This is a genomic window from Pseudomonas sp. W2Jun17, assembly GCF_023127795.1.
In the GTDB taxonomy this organism is placed as follows: domain Bacteria; phylum Pseudomonadota; class Gammaproteobacteria; order Pseudomonadales; family Pseudomonadaceae; genus Aquipseudomonas; species Aquipseudomonas synxantha_A.
Map to the genome: position 1 here is coordinate 1 of NZ_SPKO01000001.1, position 15,435 is coordinate 15,435.

Annotated in this window: 9 protein-coding genes, 1 other RNA gene and 1 pseudogene; 4 read left to right on the forward strand and 7 right to left on the reverse strand. The window is 57.5% G+C overall.

What is annotated here, in order from left to right; genetic code table 11:
- The first annotated feature begins 810 nt into the window (after nucleotides 1–810).
- From E4O98_RS00005 to E4O98_RS00020, 4 genes are read left to right on the forward strand one after another with little or no spacing between them, the layout of a single operon-like run.
- Nucleotides 811–2,787: a class I SAM-dependent DNA methyltransferase gene (locus E4O98_RS00005; protein ID WP_248133872.1), complete on the forward strand. Its 1,977-nt coding sequence runs from the start codon at nucleotides 811–813 to the stop codon at nucleotides 2,785–2,787.
- On the forward strand, nucleotides 2,784–4,148 hold the full coding sequence (locus E4O98_RS00010) for a restriction endonuclease subunit S (RefSeq protein ID WP_248133874.1): 1,365 nt from the start codon (nucleotides 2,784–2,786) through the stop codon (nucleotides 4,146–4,148). The genes E4O98_RS00005 and E4O98_RS00010 overlap by 4 nt, the downstream gene beginning before the upstream one ends.
- A complete protein-coding gene (locus E4O98_RS00015) occupies nucleotides 4,149–7,334 on the forward strand; it encodes a DEAD/DEAH box helicase family protein (protein WP_248133876.1) in 3,186 nt (1,061 codons plus the stop codon).
- Between the two features lie 26 nt (nucleotides 7,335–7,360).
- On the forward strand, nucleotides 7,361–8,272 hold the full coding sequence (locus E4O98_RS00020) for a restriction endonuclease (protein WP_248133877.1): 912 nt from the start codon (nucleotides 7,361–7,363) through the stop codon (nucleotides 8,270–8,272).
- A 174-nt stretch (nucleotides 8,273–8,446) separates the two neighbouring features.
- Here the strand turns inward: E4O98_RS00020 and E4O98_RS00025 are convergent, their stop codons facing one another.
- The 7 genes and pseudogenes from E4O98_RS00025 to E4O98_RS00055 all read right to left on the reverse strand — a co-directional run bounded on the left by E4O98_RS00025 (nucleotide 8,447) and on the right by E4O98_RS00055 (nucleotide 15,412).
- Nucleotides 8,447–9,952 carry a YfjI family protein gene (locus tag E4O98_RS00025; RefSeq protein ID WP_248133879.1) on the reverse strand — a complete coding sequence of 502 codons (1,506 nt, stop codon included), beginning with the start codon at nucleotides 9,950–9,952 and terminating at the stop codon, nucleotides 8,447–8,449.
- Nucleotides 9,949–10,197 carry a hypothetical protein gene (locus E4O98_RS00030; RefSeq protein ID WP_248133881.1) on the reverse strand — a complete coding sequence of 83 codons (249 nt, stop codon included), beginning with the start codon at nucleotides 10,195–10,197 and terminating at the stop codon, nucleotides 9,949–9,951. Before E4O98_RS00030 ends, E4O98_RS00025 begins: the two co-directional genes overlap by 4 nt.
- 448 nt (nucleotides 10,198–10,645) lie before the next feature.
- Nucleotides 10,646–10,930: an AlpA family transcriptional regulator gene (locus E4O98_RS27620; RefSeq protein ID WP_282445042.1), complete on the reverse strand. Its 285-nt coding sequence runs from the start codon at nucleotides 10,928–10,930 to the stop codon at nucleotides 10,646–10,648.
- Nucleotides 10,931–10,954: 24 nt separating this feature from the next.
- Nucleotides 10,955–11,203: pseudogene (locus E4O98_RS00040) on the reverse strand (pyocin activator PrtN family protein); the annotation flags it as partial.
- Between the two features lie 492 nt (nucleotides 11,204–11,695).
- Nucleotides 11,696–12,092: a transfer-messenger RNA gene (gene ssrA / locus E4O98_RS00045) on the reverse strand.
- A 94-nt stretch (nucleotides 12,093–12,186) separates the two neighbouring features.
- Nucleotides 12,187–12,465, reverse strand: coding sequence for a hypothetical protein (locus E4O98_RS00050; RefSeq protein WP_223018236.1), 279 nt, complete (start codon nucleotides 12,463–12,465; stop codon nucleotides 12,187–12,189).
- A 136-nt stretch (nucleotides 12,466–12,601) separates the two neighbouring features.
- Nucleotides 12,602–15,412 (reverse strand): FAD-binding and (Fe-S)-binding domain-containing protein, encoded by a 2,811-nt coding sequence (locus E4O98_RS00055; RefSeq protein WP_248133883.1) that lies wholly within the window; start codon nucleotides 15,410–15,412, stop codon nucleotides 12,602–12,604.
- Between the last annotated feature and the right edge of the window lie 23 nt (nucleotides 15,413–15,435).

A 15,435-nucleotide genomic window follows, 5' to 3' on the forward strand; every position in this document is an offset into this window, starting at 1 on the left:
GAATACTGGGTTCAGGTCTTTTACGAGCTTTGTACAAGATAATTGGCGTTGTAAGGGGGGTCGTGAAGGGGTGTTGTCTCTGTAACCCGCTTGAATACTGGGTTCAGGTCTTTTACGAGCTTTGTACAAGATAATTGGCGTTGTGAAGGGGTGTCGTGAAGGGGTGTTGTCTCTGTAACCCGCTTGAATACTGGGTTCAGGTCTTTTACGAGCTTTGTACAAGATAATTGGCGTTGTAAGGGGTGTCGTGAAGGGGTGTTGTCTCTGTAACCCGCATGAGTACTGGATTTCAGGTCTCTCACGAGCTTTGTACAAGATAGTTGGCGTTGTGAAGGGGGGCGTGAGTAGGTGTCGTCGCTGCCGCTCTATGGATACAGGGTCTCCACAGTTCGCAATGTCCATGGCGGTAGCGGGAGAACGACAGTAGATGACAACTGAGCATCAGAAGGTATCCGCCAGACGCGCACAGTTACAACACATGGTGGGCAGATGACGACTCTCCGGGCCAGCGAAAGGGCGCGAGCAATGAATGTGCAACAGATGACGACGATGAGTTGCTTTAGAAATCCCGCTACTCAAATGGTTGGGCTGGCTGATCGGTTTTTTGCCGGGGAACCACTGCATAGACTGCTAAAACCCCGTTTCGAGAACACATTGCAGTAGACATATCGTTGCTGGCTAACGTTCGAGTGCGGCCTTAGCACCTTTGAGTATTCGGAGCGGAGTGAAAATAGGCCGTCGGTTCTGTGACAGGGCGCCAGCTCTAAGGGGTAAACTTGCGTTTTTGCCCGTATTCCAAGGAGTTGTTGTGTGAACACGGAAAACCATTCCCAGGCGGCCGCGTTTCTTTGGTCCATTGCCGATCTGCTGCGCGGTGACTTCAAGCAATCCCAGTACGGCCGCATCATCCTGCCGTTCACCCTGTTGCGCCGGATGGAATGTGTGCTGGCACCGACCAAGGATGCCGTGATTCGCGAGTCCTACGCACAGGAAGGCCGCCCGGATACCGTGCGCGAGATGTATATGCTGCGCGCTGCCGGCCAGCAGTTTTTCAATGCCTCAAAGCTCACCCTGGAAAGCCTGTCTGACACCCAAACCGCCGCCGATCTGATGAGCTATGTGCAGGCGTTCAGCAAGGATGCCTGCGAGATCTTCGAGCACTTCCACTTTGAGGATTTCGTTCAGCAGTTGGAAACCGCCAACCTGCTGTATCAGGTGGTGCAGCGCTTTGCCGCGACTGACTTGAGCCCCGAGCGCATCAGCAACTTCGGCATGGGCATCATCTTCGAAGAGCTGATCCGCAAGTTCGCGGAAAGCTCCAACGAAACCGCCGGGGAGCACTTCACCCCGCGCGATATCGTGCACCTCTCCACCTCGTTGGTGATCACCGATCAAGACCACAAGCTCGCGCCCAACAGCATTGTTACCATCTACGACCCAACGGCCGGCACCGGTGGCTTTCTGTCTGAGGGTGATGAGTACATCCAGTCCATCAGCGAAAAGGTCAGCGTGTCGCTGCATGGCCAGGAGCTCAACCCCGAGTCCTACGCCATCTGCAAGGCGGACATGCTGATCAAGGGCCAGGACGTGACCAGCATCAAGCTCGGCAACACCCTGTCCAACGACCAACTGGTCGGCAAGCACTTCGACTTTATGCTCAGCAACCCGCCGTTTGGCGTGGAATGGAAGAAGGTGCAGAAGCAGATCACCGACGAGCACACCGACAAGGGCTTCAACGGCCGCTTCGGCCCCGGCTTGCCGCGTGTGTCCGATGGCTCGCTGCTATTCCTCCTGCACCTGGTCAGCAAGATGCGTGACCCGCGTGAAGGCGGCTCGCGCATCGGCATCATCCTCAACGGCTCGCCGCTGTTTACTGGCGGCGCGGGTTCGGGCGAGTCGGAGATTCGCCGCTACCTGCTGCAGAACGATCTGGTCGAAGCCATCATCGCTCTGCCCACCGACATGTTTTACAACACCGGCATCGCCACCTATGTGTGGGTGCTGAGCAACCACAAGGCCGCCGTGCGCCAGGGCAAGGTGCAGTTGATCGATGGCAGCCAGCATTTTGCCAAGATGCGCAAGTCGCTGGGCAGCAAACGCCAGTACCTCACCGAGGAGCAGATTGACGATCTGGTGCGCCTGTATGGCCGCTTCGAGGAAACCCTGCAGAGCAAGATCCTCCCCGTCGAAGCCTTCGGCTACCGGCGCATTACCGTCGAACGCCCGCTACGCCTGAACTTCCAGGCCAGCACCGGGCGCATCGACAAGGTTCTGGAAGAAAAGGCCATCGAGAAGCTAGAAGCCTCGGCACGCCAGCGCCTGATCGAAGCCCTGCAATCCATGGACGCCAGCGTGGTACATCGCAACCGCGAGCAGTTCAGCAAGCTGCTGAAGAAGACGCTCAGCGCTCACGATGTATCGCCTAGCACGCCGGAGCTGAAGGCCATCCTCAACGCCCTGAGCGAGCGTGACCCCGAGGCGGATATCTGCACCAGCAAGGGCCAGCCGGAGGCCGATACCGGCCTGCGCGACAACGAAAACGTGCCGCTGGGCGTGTCGGTGTACGACTACTTCGAGCGCGAAGTGAGACCCCATGTGAAGGATGCCTGGATCGACGAAAGCAAGACGGACGCGCAGGACGGCGAAGTTGGCGTGGTCGGCTTCGAGATTCCCTTTAACCGGCACTTCTATGTGTTTCAGCCACCGCGCCCGTTGGAAGAGATTGACCGCGACCTTAAAGCCTGCACAGACCGCATCAAGCAGATGATTGAGGGGCTGTCGGCATGAGCTTTCCCGCGTATCCGGACTACAAGCATTCCGGTGTTGAGTGGGCGAATGAGCTTCCTGCACATTGGAGGACAGTTGCTCTTAAATGGGTATCAAGGATCTATGCTGGCGGCACGCCTGATAAAAACAAAACGTATTACTGGGAGAATGGATCGATTCCGTGGTTGAACTCAGGCGCGGTCAATCAAGTATTAATCTCTGAGCCCTCAAGCTACATAACGACTGAGGCATTTAGCTCTAGTAGCGCCAGATGGATTCCAGCTGGCTCCTTGGTCATTGCTCTTGCAGGGCAAGGAAAGACAAAGGGTATGGTCGCACAGCTAGCAATTAAGACGACTTGCAATCAGTCCATGGCTGCAATTGTTCCTGATCTTTCGATGGTGTCTCGGTATCTTTTCTGGTGGCTTTCAAGTAATTACCAAAACATCCGAAACATGGCAGGTGGCGACCACAGGGATGGTCTAAATCTTGAGCTAATTGGCAATATTGCCGCACTACTGCCAACTGAAGCAGAACAAACCCAGATCGCCCGCTTCCTCGACCACGAAACCGCCCGCATCGACGCGCTGATCGAAGAGCAGCAGCGCTTGATTGAGTTGCTCAAGGAAAAGCGTCAGGCCGTGATCTCCCACGCCGTCACCAAAGGCCTCGACCCGACGGTGCCGATGAAAGACTCCGGAGTTGAGTGGCTGGGCGAGGTGCCGGCACATTGGGTGGTCAGTAAGTTTGGATATATCTCTTCTGTTGTCCGAGGAGGGTCGCCGCGACCGGCAGGTGATCCCGAACTCTTCAATGGGGACTTTTCACCTTGGGTAACGGTGGCAGAAATAACGAAAGACGATGAAATTTACTTAGAAGAAACAGAAACATTTCTAACAAAGAAAGGCAGTGACCAATGCCGAATTTTCTCCAAAGGCACGTTGCTTCTTTCAAATAGCGGGGCGACCTTGGGCGTTCCCAAAATACTGATGATCAACGCTAATGCTAACGACGGAGTTGTTGGCTTTGAAAATATCTCCTTAGATAGAGAGTATTCATACTTCTATCTGTCAACACTAACTCAAGGGCTTAGAAAAAGGGCTGCGGGCTCGGGGCAGCCAAACTTGAACACTGATATCGTCAAATCAATTGACGTGCCCATTCCTCCAAGTAATGAGGTGGCTGAGATTCTCGTTGCTGTCAGAAAACTAAGAGCTCAGTTTCATCTTTTGAGTAAGGAGGCTGCGGACGGCGTTAGATTGCTTCAAGAGCGTCGTTCAGCCCTAATCTCCGCCGCCGTCACCGGCAAAATAGACGTGCGCGGCTGGCAGCCACCGGTCAGCACCCAAGCCCCCAAATCAGAAGCAGCAGAGGCCGTATAAATGGCGGACAGCAAGGAAGCCCAGTTCCAGCAGGACATCATCACCGCCATGACCGCTCAGGGCTGGCTGACCGGCCCGGCCAGCGGCTATGACCGGCGTACAGCGCTGTATACCGAGGACTTTCTGGGTTACTTCAAGGACGCTTGGCCGGAGCGCTGGGACAAGTTTGCCAAGGCCAACCCGAACAACCCAGAAAGCGTACTGGCACAGAAACTGGTGCGCGAACTGGAGCAGGACGGCACCCTGGATGTGCTGCGCCATGGCTTCAAACTGCCTGGGGTCAAGGTCGATGTGTGCAGCTTCAAGCCCGACCACGGCATGAACCCGGACACTCTCAAGCGCTACCAGTGCAACCGCCTGCGTGTGGTGCCAGAGGTGTCCTACTCACCGCATTACCGGGAGGGCGAGTACAACCCTCGCCTCGATCTAGTGCTGTTCGTCAACGGCATCCCCGTCGCCACGCTGGAGCTGAAAAGCGAGTTCAAGCAGAGCGTCGAAAACGCCAAGCGCCAGTACCGCGTTGATCGCCCGGTTAAAGACCCGCTGACGCGCAAACCCGAGCCGCTGCTGACCTTCAAGCGCGGCGCGCTGGTGCACTTTGCCGTGAGCCAGGATGAGGTGGCGATGACCACCCAGCTGGCCGGCAAGGAAACCTTCTTTCTGCCGTTCAACCTGGGCAGCCTCGACGGCGGTGCCGGCAACCCGCCTGCGCCGGACGACAGCCAGTACGCCACCGGCTATCTGTGGCAGCGCCTGTTCCAGCCGGATGCCTGGCTCAAGGTGCTGGGCCGCTTCCTGCACCTGCAGAAGAGCGTGAAAGAAAATGCCGACGGCAAGTGCGTCACCAAGGAAACCCTGATCTTCCCGCGCTACCACCAGTGGGAAGTGGTCAATACGCTGATCGAAACCACCCGCGCCGAAGGGCCGGGCAAGCGTTACCTGATTCAGCACAGTGCCGGCTCCGGCAAGTCCAACTCGATTGCCTGGACGGCGCATCAACTGGCCTCGCTCTACGATGCCGAGGGCCAGCGCCTGTTCAACTCGGTGATCGTGATTACCGACCGCACCGTGCTGGACAAGCAGCTGCAGGACACTATCTACCAATTCGAGCACGCCCAAGGCGTGGTCAAGTGCATCACCCGCGATATCGGCAGCCAGAGCAAGTCCGAGCAACTGGCCGAGGCGCTGGCCGAGCAGACGCGCATCATCATCGTGACAATCCAGACCTTTCCGGCGCTGTTCGATGCACTGGACAAATACCCCAAGCTGGCCAGTGGCCGCTATGCGGTGATCGCCGACGAGGCGCACTCCTCGCAGACCGGCTCATCGGCCAGCAAGCTCAAGCAGATTCTCGGCAGCGATGCCCCGGAAACTGAAGAGATCAGCGCCGAAGAGCTGCTGGACGCCGCCGTGGCCGCCCGCGCGCCCAACGAGCGCATCAGCTACTACGCCTTTACCGCCACGCCCAAGGCCAAGACCCTGGAGCTGTTCGGTCGTGAGCCTGATCCAATGCAGCCACGCGGCCCCTACAACAAGCCCGAGGCGTTTCACCTGTACTCCATGCGCCAGGCCATAGAGGAGGGCTTCATCCTCGATGTGCTGCAGAACTACACCACCTACAGCACCGCCTGGAAGATCGCCCATCCGGACGGCGACGATGAGGAAGTGGACTCGAAGAAAGCACGCATGAAGCTGGCGCGCTGGGTGCGCCTGCACCCGTACAACATCAGCCAGAAGGTGGAGGTGATCGTCGAACACTTCCGCGCCAATATCCGCCACCTGCTGGGCGGCGAGGCCAAGGCCATGGTGGTCGCCAGCAGCCGGCAGGAGGCGGTGCGCTACCAGTTGTCGGTGCATGCGTATGTGAAGCAGATGGGCTACACCGATGTGCACCCGCTGGTGGCCTTCTCCGGCAGCGTGATGCCGGACGGGGTGATCCCCGAAGAGGTGACGGAAAGCAGCAGCCTGCTCAACCCCGGCCTGAACGGGCGTGACCTGACGGAAGCCTTCGACACCCAGGACTTCAACGTGATGATCGCCGCCAACAAGTACCAGACCGGCTTCGATCAGCCCAAGCTGTGCGCAATGTACGTGGACAAGAAGCTGCAGGGCGTGGACTGCGTGCAAACCCTGTCGCGTCTGAACCGTACCTTTGGCGACAGCAAGCCGACCTTCATCCTCGACTTCTTCAACGATCCTCAGGACATACTCGACGCCTTCTTGCCGTACTACACCAAGGCCGAGCTGACCGACGTAACCGACCCGCAGCTCATCTATGACTTGCAGAAGAAGCTGGATGCCGAGGGGATTTACCACTGGAAAGAAGTGATGGCCTTCGCGCTGGCCTTCTTCGACCTCAAGGCAGCCGCCAGCAAGCTCAGCTACTACTGCGCGCCGGCCAAGGAACGATTTTCCAAGCGCTACAAGCTGGCCCAGGAGTCACGCCAGCAGGCGCTGGACTTCAAGCGCACCGCCGAGCACAACGGCGACAGCGCCGGCCTGAAAAAGGCCGAGGCGGCAGTGAAGGAAGCCGGCGAGCAGGTGGATCAGCTCGACCTGTTCAAGAAGAACCTGCAGAGCTTTGTGCGCCTGTACGAGTTTCTCTCGCAGATCATTCCCTATGAAGATCGCGAGCTGGAGCAGCTGTGTGTGTACGCCAAGCACCTGTACCCGCTGCTGCGCGTGGATCGCCTCGATCAGGATGACGTGGACGTGGGCGAGCTGCAACTGACCCACTACCGCCTGACCAAGCGCGCCGAGCACCAGCTGCGCTTGAGTGAGGAGCAAGGCGACTACGGCCTCGACCCGGCCAGCGCACTGGGCAGCGGCAAGGCCCATGACCCGGAGAAGAAACGACTTTCGGAAATCATCGAGGCGCTGAACGATATCTTCGGTGCCGAAGTGAGCGATGAAGATCAGCTGCAGTTCCTCACCGGCATCGCCAAGCGCATCAGCCGCCAGGAGGATGTGATGGCCCAGGTGAACAGCCACTCGGTCGAGCAGGTGATGCACGGCCTGTTTCCCAAGCGGGTGCTCGACACGGTGCTAGATGCTATGACTGACCACGAGAAACTGTCGCTGGAAGTGCTGGATAACGAGACCAAGAGCCGGGCGTTTGCGTTGGTAATTTTGAAGATGCTGAAGACGGCGGCCGGGCTCGATAAGAGCGACTCGCGCGGCATCTAAGCGGCCAATAAGGTTGGGGAGTGATGATGGCAATTCCAGATTTTCAAAGCGTCATGAGACCGGTGCTGACCACCGTGCAGAACGGTGCGCCGCTGCCGCTCAATGAGTTGCGTGAGCGGGTGGCCGATCAGTTCCAGCTGAGCGAGGACGAGCGTAAGGAGCGGCTGCCCTCCGGCCATCAGACGGTGATCAACAACCGTGTGGGCTGGGCTCGCACCTATCTGAATAAGGCCGGGCTGCTGTGCATTCCCGCCAAGGGCATGGTTCAGATCACTGCGCGTGGCCGGGACGCTTTGGTCAGTGGCCCCGAGCGCATAACTGTAAGCTGGCTGAAGCAGTTTCCCGAGTTCGCGTACTTCCATACCCCCAAGCCGCAAACAGCTGACGCACCTGCCGCGCTGGACATTGAGATTGCCGAAACCACGCCGGACGAGCGGTTGGCCGAGGCGCATCAGGCGCTTGTGCAGTCCCTCGCAGACGAGGTGCTGGCGCAAGTCCGGGCAGCGACACCAAGTTTCTTTGAGCAGTTGGTGGTCGATCTGATGATTGCCATGGGGTACGGCGGCTCGCGCAAGGAAGCCGGTAAGGCGACCCAGGCGACCACCGATGACGGCATCGACGGCATCATCAAGGAGGACAAGCTCGGCCTCGACGTGATCTACCTGCAAGCCAAGCGCTGGACCAACACGGTACATCGCCCGGAGATCGACAAGTTCATCGGCGCCCTGACTCGTCAGCGGGCGCGGAAAGGCGTGTTTATCACTACCTCGGACTTTTCCGATGGTGCCCGTACTGCAGCGCAAGGGCTGGATATCAAAGTGGTGCTGATCGATGGTGTTGAGCTGGCGCGGTTGATGGTGGAGAACAACCTGGGCGTGAGCGTTAAGCAGGTGTACGAAGTGAAGCAGCTGGACAGTGATTACTTCGCGGAAGAGTGAGTCACAACCCAGGTAGCCGGCTCACCCAAGTAGGTATGAACTCGGAGATCACTGTTGTTGTGGCAGTTTTTATCCCTCCCAGGGGAAAGGGCTACCTACGAAACCTACAGAACTAGGTTTCGTAGGTTTTGTAGGTCGCCCTGCCGGTCTTTTTAGTGAACAGGTTGGGTTGAGCTACGTTTTTCGCCAGACATAGCGAGTCGATGGGCGGCCACCTTTTTCTCCGGCCACCTCGTAGCCAACGATGAAGTCATGTTCAGCTAGAACTGCGAGCGCATTATTTACCGCGTCCTGCGTGCTTAATCCTGTCCAATCCTTCTGGCGCACCTCTCGTGCAGTAAACGGCTCGGGCAATTTCTGCTGGCGCTCCAGAATCAGCCGCGCAGCGATTAGTGATGCGTTGATTGCCGCTCCGTACAGCCGCTGGGCGTGGCTCATCAGGTAGTTCGCCCAGTTGATGGCGCGGTCAGTGGACTCAGCGCCGACGGCTTCCCGCCCGCCTTCAATCAGCTCAAAAAGAAGGGCCAAGCCTGCAATGGTTTTCGGCATTTTCAGGTAATGAGATTGCAATGCGGGGTGAAGATGATCGCTCCGGCTTGCTTGCATGTGGCAGGTATACCAGGCGATAAACTTCTCCTGGGCTTCTGGGGTAAATCTGAGGGCAGAGCGAGGCTCACCAGGTATCTGGTCGAGCTGTTCGATAACCTCCGAGACGCGCTCAGCGGCGATGTTGTTCGGCCAACGGTCGATATAGCGCCATTCTCGAACATCGTCGGGATATACCGCTAGCTGCAGGCGCTGAATCAGGCCGTCATCCAGATCGCCGCTGACGGCAGCGTTTACAAGGGACGCAATTCGTGAGGGTTGAATCCCGCCGATCAACGATAAACAGCATGACTTGATATAAATGGTTCCTCGGCCGATACGGTCATAGGTGAATGAGCCGTTGCCGTCGAAACATTCCAAATAAAATGCTCGCGCAACCGAGCCGTCTTCGCTCTGCATCGTTGCCAGCCAACCTCCCAGCTCGTCACGCTCAACTACTAGACCGTTTGGATTCTCGTTGAGCAGCTCGCCGAGTTTTTCGACCGTTGCGTCGTTGACGATGTAACGCCGCTGGATTGGGAGGGCGTTCTCGCTTGAGTGACGTTTCAGTTCTTCCTGAGCTGCATTCTCATCACCACCACTGTAAAGCTTTCTGGCTTTTGCTCTGGCTGCATTGCGCTTCATGTCATACAGCTCCCTAGCAGCCTTGTGTTCGGCTTGAGCCTGGCTATAGCGTTCTCGCTCTTTGGCATCCAATGCGCGCAATGGAAGCAGGGCCTGTTTGAGTGCCGGCGTTTTCATCGCAGACGGTCGCCCGATGATGACGCCCCACTGGTTGGGAACGACCATCCAGTCATCGTGTTGTTTCGGGTAGACAGTGAATTTGCGCCCGACTACGGTGCTGACTGCCACGATAAGCGCGACCCCAACAAAATCAGGTGGGCACTGGGTACGCTCAGCAATATCCCGCACATACTCCTGAAGAGCAGTAGGTAATAGTTCATCAAGCCAGGGCATGACACTGGTCAACACGCTCGGGAGTGGCTTTGGCGCAATGTTAGGGTTCATGTATGCGGCAAGTGCCGACGCGGGCATCTCTGCCAAGAACGACGGTATCTGCTCGTGTGTAGTCATTTGTCTTCTCGCCCGGCGAGATCCAGAGCGACACCATCACGCTCGCTGATCTTGCTCTCCAGCCAGGCTTCTACCTCTGCGACAACGAAGTAAACCCCAGCCTGTTTGCTTGGGCCAAATTTGATGGGGCGAGGGAAGCTGGGATCGGTTTCGCGGAGTTTTTCTAGGCCGGAGAGGCTCTTGTCAAAGCAGTGCTGAAGAGAGGTGTGACTGATCAGGTATTTTTTGGGGGCGTGTGTCGACATGTGTGGGGCTCTGTGTGTAAGTCGACTCCTATTAAATATCCTGTCCGGTTAGTGGGGGGGCGATTTCAAACCAAAAAAGCGCCGGAAAACGTTCTGTCGATTGTTGAAGTAAAGGCGACGGCCGCGGATGGGCTTTGCGGTTAGACGGCTGTCATAAAGCTGGCATAACCCACCCGAAACAGCCCTGGAAAGCACAAAAAAGGCATTGCGGCTTTTCGATAAATGACTGATTTATAACGGTAATTTCGTGTGGTCTGAGGTGGGTCCGCATCCAGCCCTTGTATTTCGCGGCTTCACGCTACGACGTCGTGCCGCAGTCTTCGTCGTCTCTGCCGTGCCCTTGCTGGCTTGGGTCATTGCGCGGCTGGACGATCCGCAACCGGGTGGAGATGGACCTGCACAACGACGGCAAGCCGGACTGGTGGGGCGATTCAGTTCTACTACATCCCTAGTCCTCACTCTTTAGCATTCTAGACTTTTTGATTCGAAGATCGCACCACTCGATTACCTCTACCCTAACCCAGGCCACAGCTCGACCACCTAGTTTAACTTGTCGTGGAAATGTGCTCTGACTTACCATTTTGTAGATCGTACTAGTCGACATACCTGTAATTCGCTTTACTTCAGCCAGCCTAATGAAACGGATCGGTTGTCGACTAAGATCATTTGACTCTCTAGGTCGAGAAAATGTATCAGCCTCAGTCTTTTCGACTTCGCGCGGCTCTTGGCTCAAGGATTTGGTAGCCTGCTTCCTCGTCCGATCAAGCTCAAGCTTGGCTCTATCTCGCTGTCGATCAATGTAATCAGCAAGATCCGACAGATGAACGCCTCGTGCAGTTTTTTCGTTCAGCTCCATGGAGACAATCAGTAGATCAATCTCGCCTGAGGAGACCTTTGTTCGTAGATTTGTTGGTGTCAGATGAGTGAAATAGTCGGCGCATACCCGACTCAAGGGCACAATCGTCTGGCCATGATATTGAGCCATTAAGAGAAAAAGAGTGTTCATCGCTCGACTCCTTCGCATTACGGCGGCATTAATCTACCGGTGCGGTTTGTTCCATCCTTCGGGTCCAAGCATTTTGCCACTCTCTCTGCTCAAGTCGACTCACGAAAAATCTTAAAGCGCCGGCGCTCATTGCGACGATGATAGTTATATATTCGAAGCGTTCACTGTATACGCCTGCAATCGCCAGCGCGGTCATCGCGGCTAGCCATGCAGCCGTAGAAGCCAGTATGCAGTCTTTGACTTCGTTCGCTACGGGTCTTGGGTATCTGGTCGACGTCACGAAATTCGCGCGCGAATGATAGCTGTCAGGTTCTTCTGCGTTTTCATTCAACTTTGTACCGCTCCTGGTTATCGCCTGAGCTTAGCGCGAATGCAGTAGATGATCATCGCAGATGCTGTCATTAAGCTGGCATAACCGAGCCAAAACCACCCATTCAGGCACAAAAAAGGCACTTGCGGTAAACGCTAAGTGCCTGATTTGTATAGCTTATTTGGTGGAGCCGGGGGGATTTGAACCCCCGTCCGCCAGTACTCCGCTGTCGGTACTACATGCGTAGCCGTTTCTATTAAGTTAACCCTCAGCGACCCGAAGGGCAGGGTGCTTTGGGCGAGTTGTGTAAGTTTTAGCCGCTTCGTCCACAACGTACTGCACGGCGATTCTGTTCTATATGACAATCACTTTGGGTTTACAGACATCCCCTGGTGATTGCTGGACCCGAAGGTACCAGAAGCTCAGGGCTAAAGCTGCTTACGCAGCGAGAGCGAATTCCTGGCCGTAGTTTTCGTCATTGGCAACTATAAGAAGTTGCAACAGTGGATTTACGAGTTCTGTTACCAACTCGGCATGCACCTAAAGTTTCGCGACCGGCGTCGAATCCTAAACGGCCCCGTGCTTGTAACTCGTTGTTTCTTAGTGAGTGACAAGCCTGTGCAGTGTACGCCAAAAGCTCAGCGAAGGCCAACCCGAAGGTTGGCCCTATCGCTTACTGACCGCCTTTCTCGCTGTTCTGCAGGTCTTGCAGGGCCTTGGAGGTGATTTCGATGCACTTCTTCTCATCACCTGCGTCGTGGGCGGCCTTGGCCTGGGAGACGGCGGTGTCTATTTCGCCACTTTTGCCACTGGTATCGGTGGACAGCAGGGCTTTGCCGTTGTTGATTTTGTCCAGGTTGATCTGGCACAGGTCTTTGTCACCGGCAGCGAAAGCGGGAGAGGCGAGCATCGCAGCGGTCATGAACAAGCCAGCAAGAGCGGAACGCTTCATAGGGTGTCTCCTTGCGCAAAAGGGCTCGACGCTGCTGGCGTGCAACCGCTGCCAGCGACATCACTGATGGGCCTCGTTTGTCGAGGCCTATGCAGATGACTGCGCTGGTGCGCCAGGGTTCGGTTTTTTTGCCGGGTCAGTGGGCGCGGGCGCGGGTGACGCGGTCTACCAGGTAGACCAGGCCGTGGTAGTCGATGCCGCCATGCTGGCTCAGGCCGATCTCGCAGGTGCGGCTGGTGGAGATGCCTTCGCTGCAATGTTGCACGGCGTGCTTGAGCGAGCGCAGGGCGTGGGCGTTGAGTTGCGGGGTGGTGAAGCCTTTGTCGCCGGCAAAGCCACAGCAGTGAATGCCTTCGGGGATGACGACGGTTTTTGCACAGCGCCGGGCCAGTTCGATCAGGGCCTGGCTTTCGCCCAGGTGCTGGGTGCTGCACGTGACGTGTACGGCGATGGGGGCTTCCTGCGGCGTGAAGTCGAGGCGGTCCATTAGGTGGGTGCGGATAAAACGTACCGGGTCGTAGAGGTCCAGGCGGGTTTCGCCGAGGTCTTGTACCAGGCGCAGGGTGCAGGGGCTGGTGTCGCAATAGATCGGGTCGAGGCCGCCTCGGCTGGCGTGGAGCAGGGCGCCGATCAGTTCCTGGCGCTTGTGTTCGGCCTGCTCGGCATAGCCTTTGGAGGCGAAGGGCTGGCCGCAGCACAGGTTGTCTTGATTGTCGGGGAATACGACTTGGTAACCGGCTTTTTCCAGGAGGTTGCGGGTTTTGTCGTACAGCGACATCTGTTCTTTATCGCCGGCTGCCGGGCCCATGGCGCGTGAGACACAGGCGGCCAGGTAGACCACCCGCGGGCGCTCATCCATTACAGGCGGGCTGAAGCGAATGGCTTTTTCCGGTTGTGGCACGGCATTGGTCCACTGCGGGATTTGCCCTTTGGACAGTCTGTTCACGGTGGCTGACCACTTCTTCAGGCGCGGGGCACCCAATAACATGCGTGCACCATTGGCGACGTGCAGGGTGAAGCGCGCACCTTGCAGTGCGGTGGCGAAATGGCTGGCGAGCCATTCGGCGGTTTTCGTACGGTCTGCTTCGCGGCTGCGCAGCTTTTTCACCAGGTCGCCGGTATTGATGCCTACAGGGCAGCGTTGGGCGCATAGCCCGGTGGCGGCGCAGGTGTCGATGCCTTGATAGTGGTAGGCCGCTTCCAGTTCAGTGGTGTCCACGCCTGCGCGGCGTTTGGCCTGGATGTCGCGCCAGATCACAATGCGCTGGCGCGGGCTCAGAGTCAGGCCTTTTGAGGGGCACACGGGTTCGCAGAAGCCACACTCGATGCACTTGTCCACAAGCTCATCGGCGGCGGGCAGGGGCTTGAGGTGTTTGAGGTGGATTTGTGGGTCTTCGCTGAGCACCACATCCGGGTTGAGGATGCCGTTGGGGTCGAGCAGGCGCTTGAGTTGCCACATCAATTGATAGGCGTCGCTGCCCCATTCCAGTTCAACGAACGGCGCCATATTGCGACCGGTGCCGTGTTCGGCCTTCAGCGAGCCACCGAACTCCACCGCCACCAGTTGTGCGACGTCGTCCATGAACGCTTGATAGCGTGTGACTTCTTCGCTGCTGTTGAAGCCTTGGGTGAATACAAAGTGCAGATTGCCTTCCAGGGCGTGTCCGAAAAGGATGGCTTCGTCGTAGTGATGTTTGTCGAACAGTTCGATCAGGCGGTTTACGCCGATCGCCAGTTGTTCGACGGGGAAGGTGACGTCTTCGATGATCACGGTGGTGCCGGTTTTGCGCACCGCGCCTACGGCGGGGAAGGTGTCTTTGCGGATTGCCCACAGGCGGGCGTTTTCCACGGGGTCGTCGGTGAAGTCGACCTGTTTTTCTACGGGAAACGCCGCCAGAGAGGCCATGATCAGCGTCAGTTGTTCGTGCAGTAATGACGGCGAGGCCGCGCGGGATTCGATCAGCAGTGCGCAGGCATTTTCCGATAAGTGTTGTACGAATGCGGGCATACCCGGTTTGTCTTGCACCGAGCGCATACTGCGTCGGTCCAGCAGTTCAACGGCTGAAACCGGCTGGGTTTTCAGCACCGTTACTGCGTTGCAGCATGTCTCGACATCCGGGAACACGATCAGCGCCGAGGCTTTGTTCGGGTGATCGATCACCGTGTCGTAGGTGACCGCACTGATAAACCCCAGGGTGCCCTCGGAGCCGACCAGCAGGTGGCTGAGGATATCCAGCGGGTCGTCGAAATCCACCAAGGCGTTGAGTGACAGGCCGGTGGTGTTTTTCAAACGGTATTTGTGGCGAATCTTCGCAGCCAGTTCAGCGTTTGCGCGTGTCTCGCGGCCCAACGTGGCCAGGCGCTCAAGCAGTGCACTGTGGGTTTGGCGGAAGGCTTGCACGCTGGCGGCATCTTCGGTGTCCAGGCGGCTGCCATCGGCCAGTACCAAACGAATGCCTGCCAGGGTGTGATAGGTGTTTTGTGCCGTACCGCAGCACATGCCGCTGGCATTGTTGGCAACGATGCCGCCAATTTTGCAGGCGTTGATCGACGCCGGGTCCGGGCCGATCTTGCGCCCGAACGGCGCGAGCCAGGCGTTGGCCTGGGCGCCGATGACGCCGGGTTGCAGGCGGATCTGTGTGCCTTGCCCACGAATTTCGCGGTGGTTCCAATTGTCGCCGAGCACGATCAGCACCGAGTCGCTGATCGCCTGGCCGGACAGGCTGGTGCCCGCGGCCCGGAAGGTCACCGGCACGTGATCGCGCTGGGCCAGTTGCAGCAGTGCGACGACTTCGTCTTCTGACTCCACGCGGATCACCAGTTGTGGGATCAATCGGTAGAAGCTGGCGTCGGTGCCGAAGGCGAGGGTGGAAAGTGGATCGTCGAAGCGGCGATCTTGCGGGATCAGTTGTGCGACGTCGCTGAGAAAAGCAGCAGGCAGGCTCATCGGTCCTCCAGAAATAGCAGACG

Bases quoted from the DNA above. Each gene is read 5' to 3' on its own strand.
- E4O98_RS00010 (WP_248133874.1), top strand. From the start codon at position 2,784: ATGAGCTTTCCCGCGTATCCGGACTACAAGCATTCCGGTGTTGAGTGG.
- E4O98_RS00015 (WP_248133876.1), top strand. From the start codon at position 4,149: ATGGCGGACAGCAAGGAAGCCCAGTTCCAGCAGGACATCATCACCGCC.
- E4O98_RS00020 (WP_248133877.1), top strand. From the start codon at position 7,361: ATGGCAATTCCAGATTTTCAAAGCGTCATGAGACCGGTGCTGACCACC.
- E4O98_RS00025 (WP_248133879.1), bottom strand. From the start codon at position 9,952: ATGACTACACACGAGCAGATACCGTCGTTCTTGGCAGAGATGCCCGCG.
- E4O98_RS00030 (WP_248133881.1), bottom strand. From the start codon at position 10,197: ATGTCGACACACGCCCCCAAAAAATACCTGATCAGTCACACCTCTCTT.
- E4O98_RS00050 (WP_223018236.1), bottom strand. From the start codon at position 12,465: ATGAAGCGTTCCGCTCTTGCTGGCTTGTTCATGACCGCTGCGATGCTC.
- E4O98_RS00055 (WP_248133883.1), bottom strand. From the start codon at position 15,412: ATGAGCCTGCCTGCTGCTTTTCTCAGCGACGTCGCACAACTGATCCCG.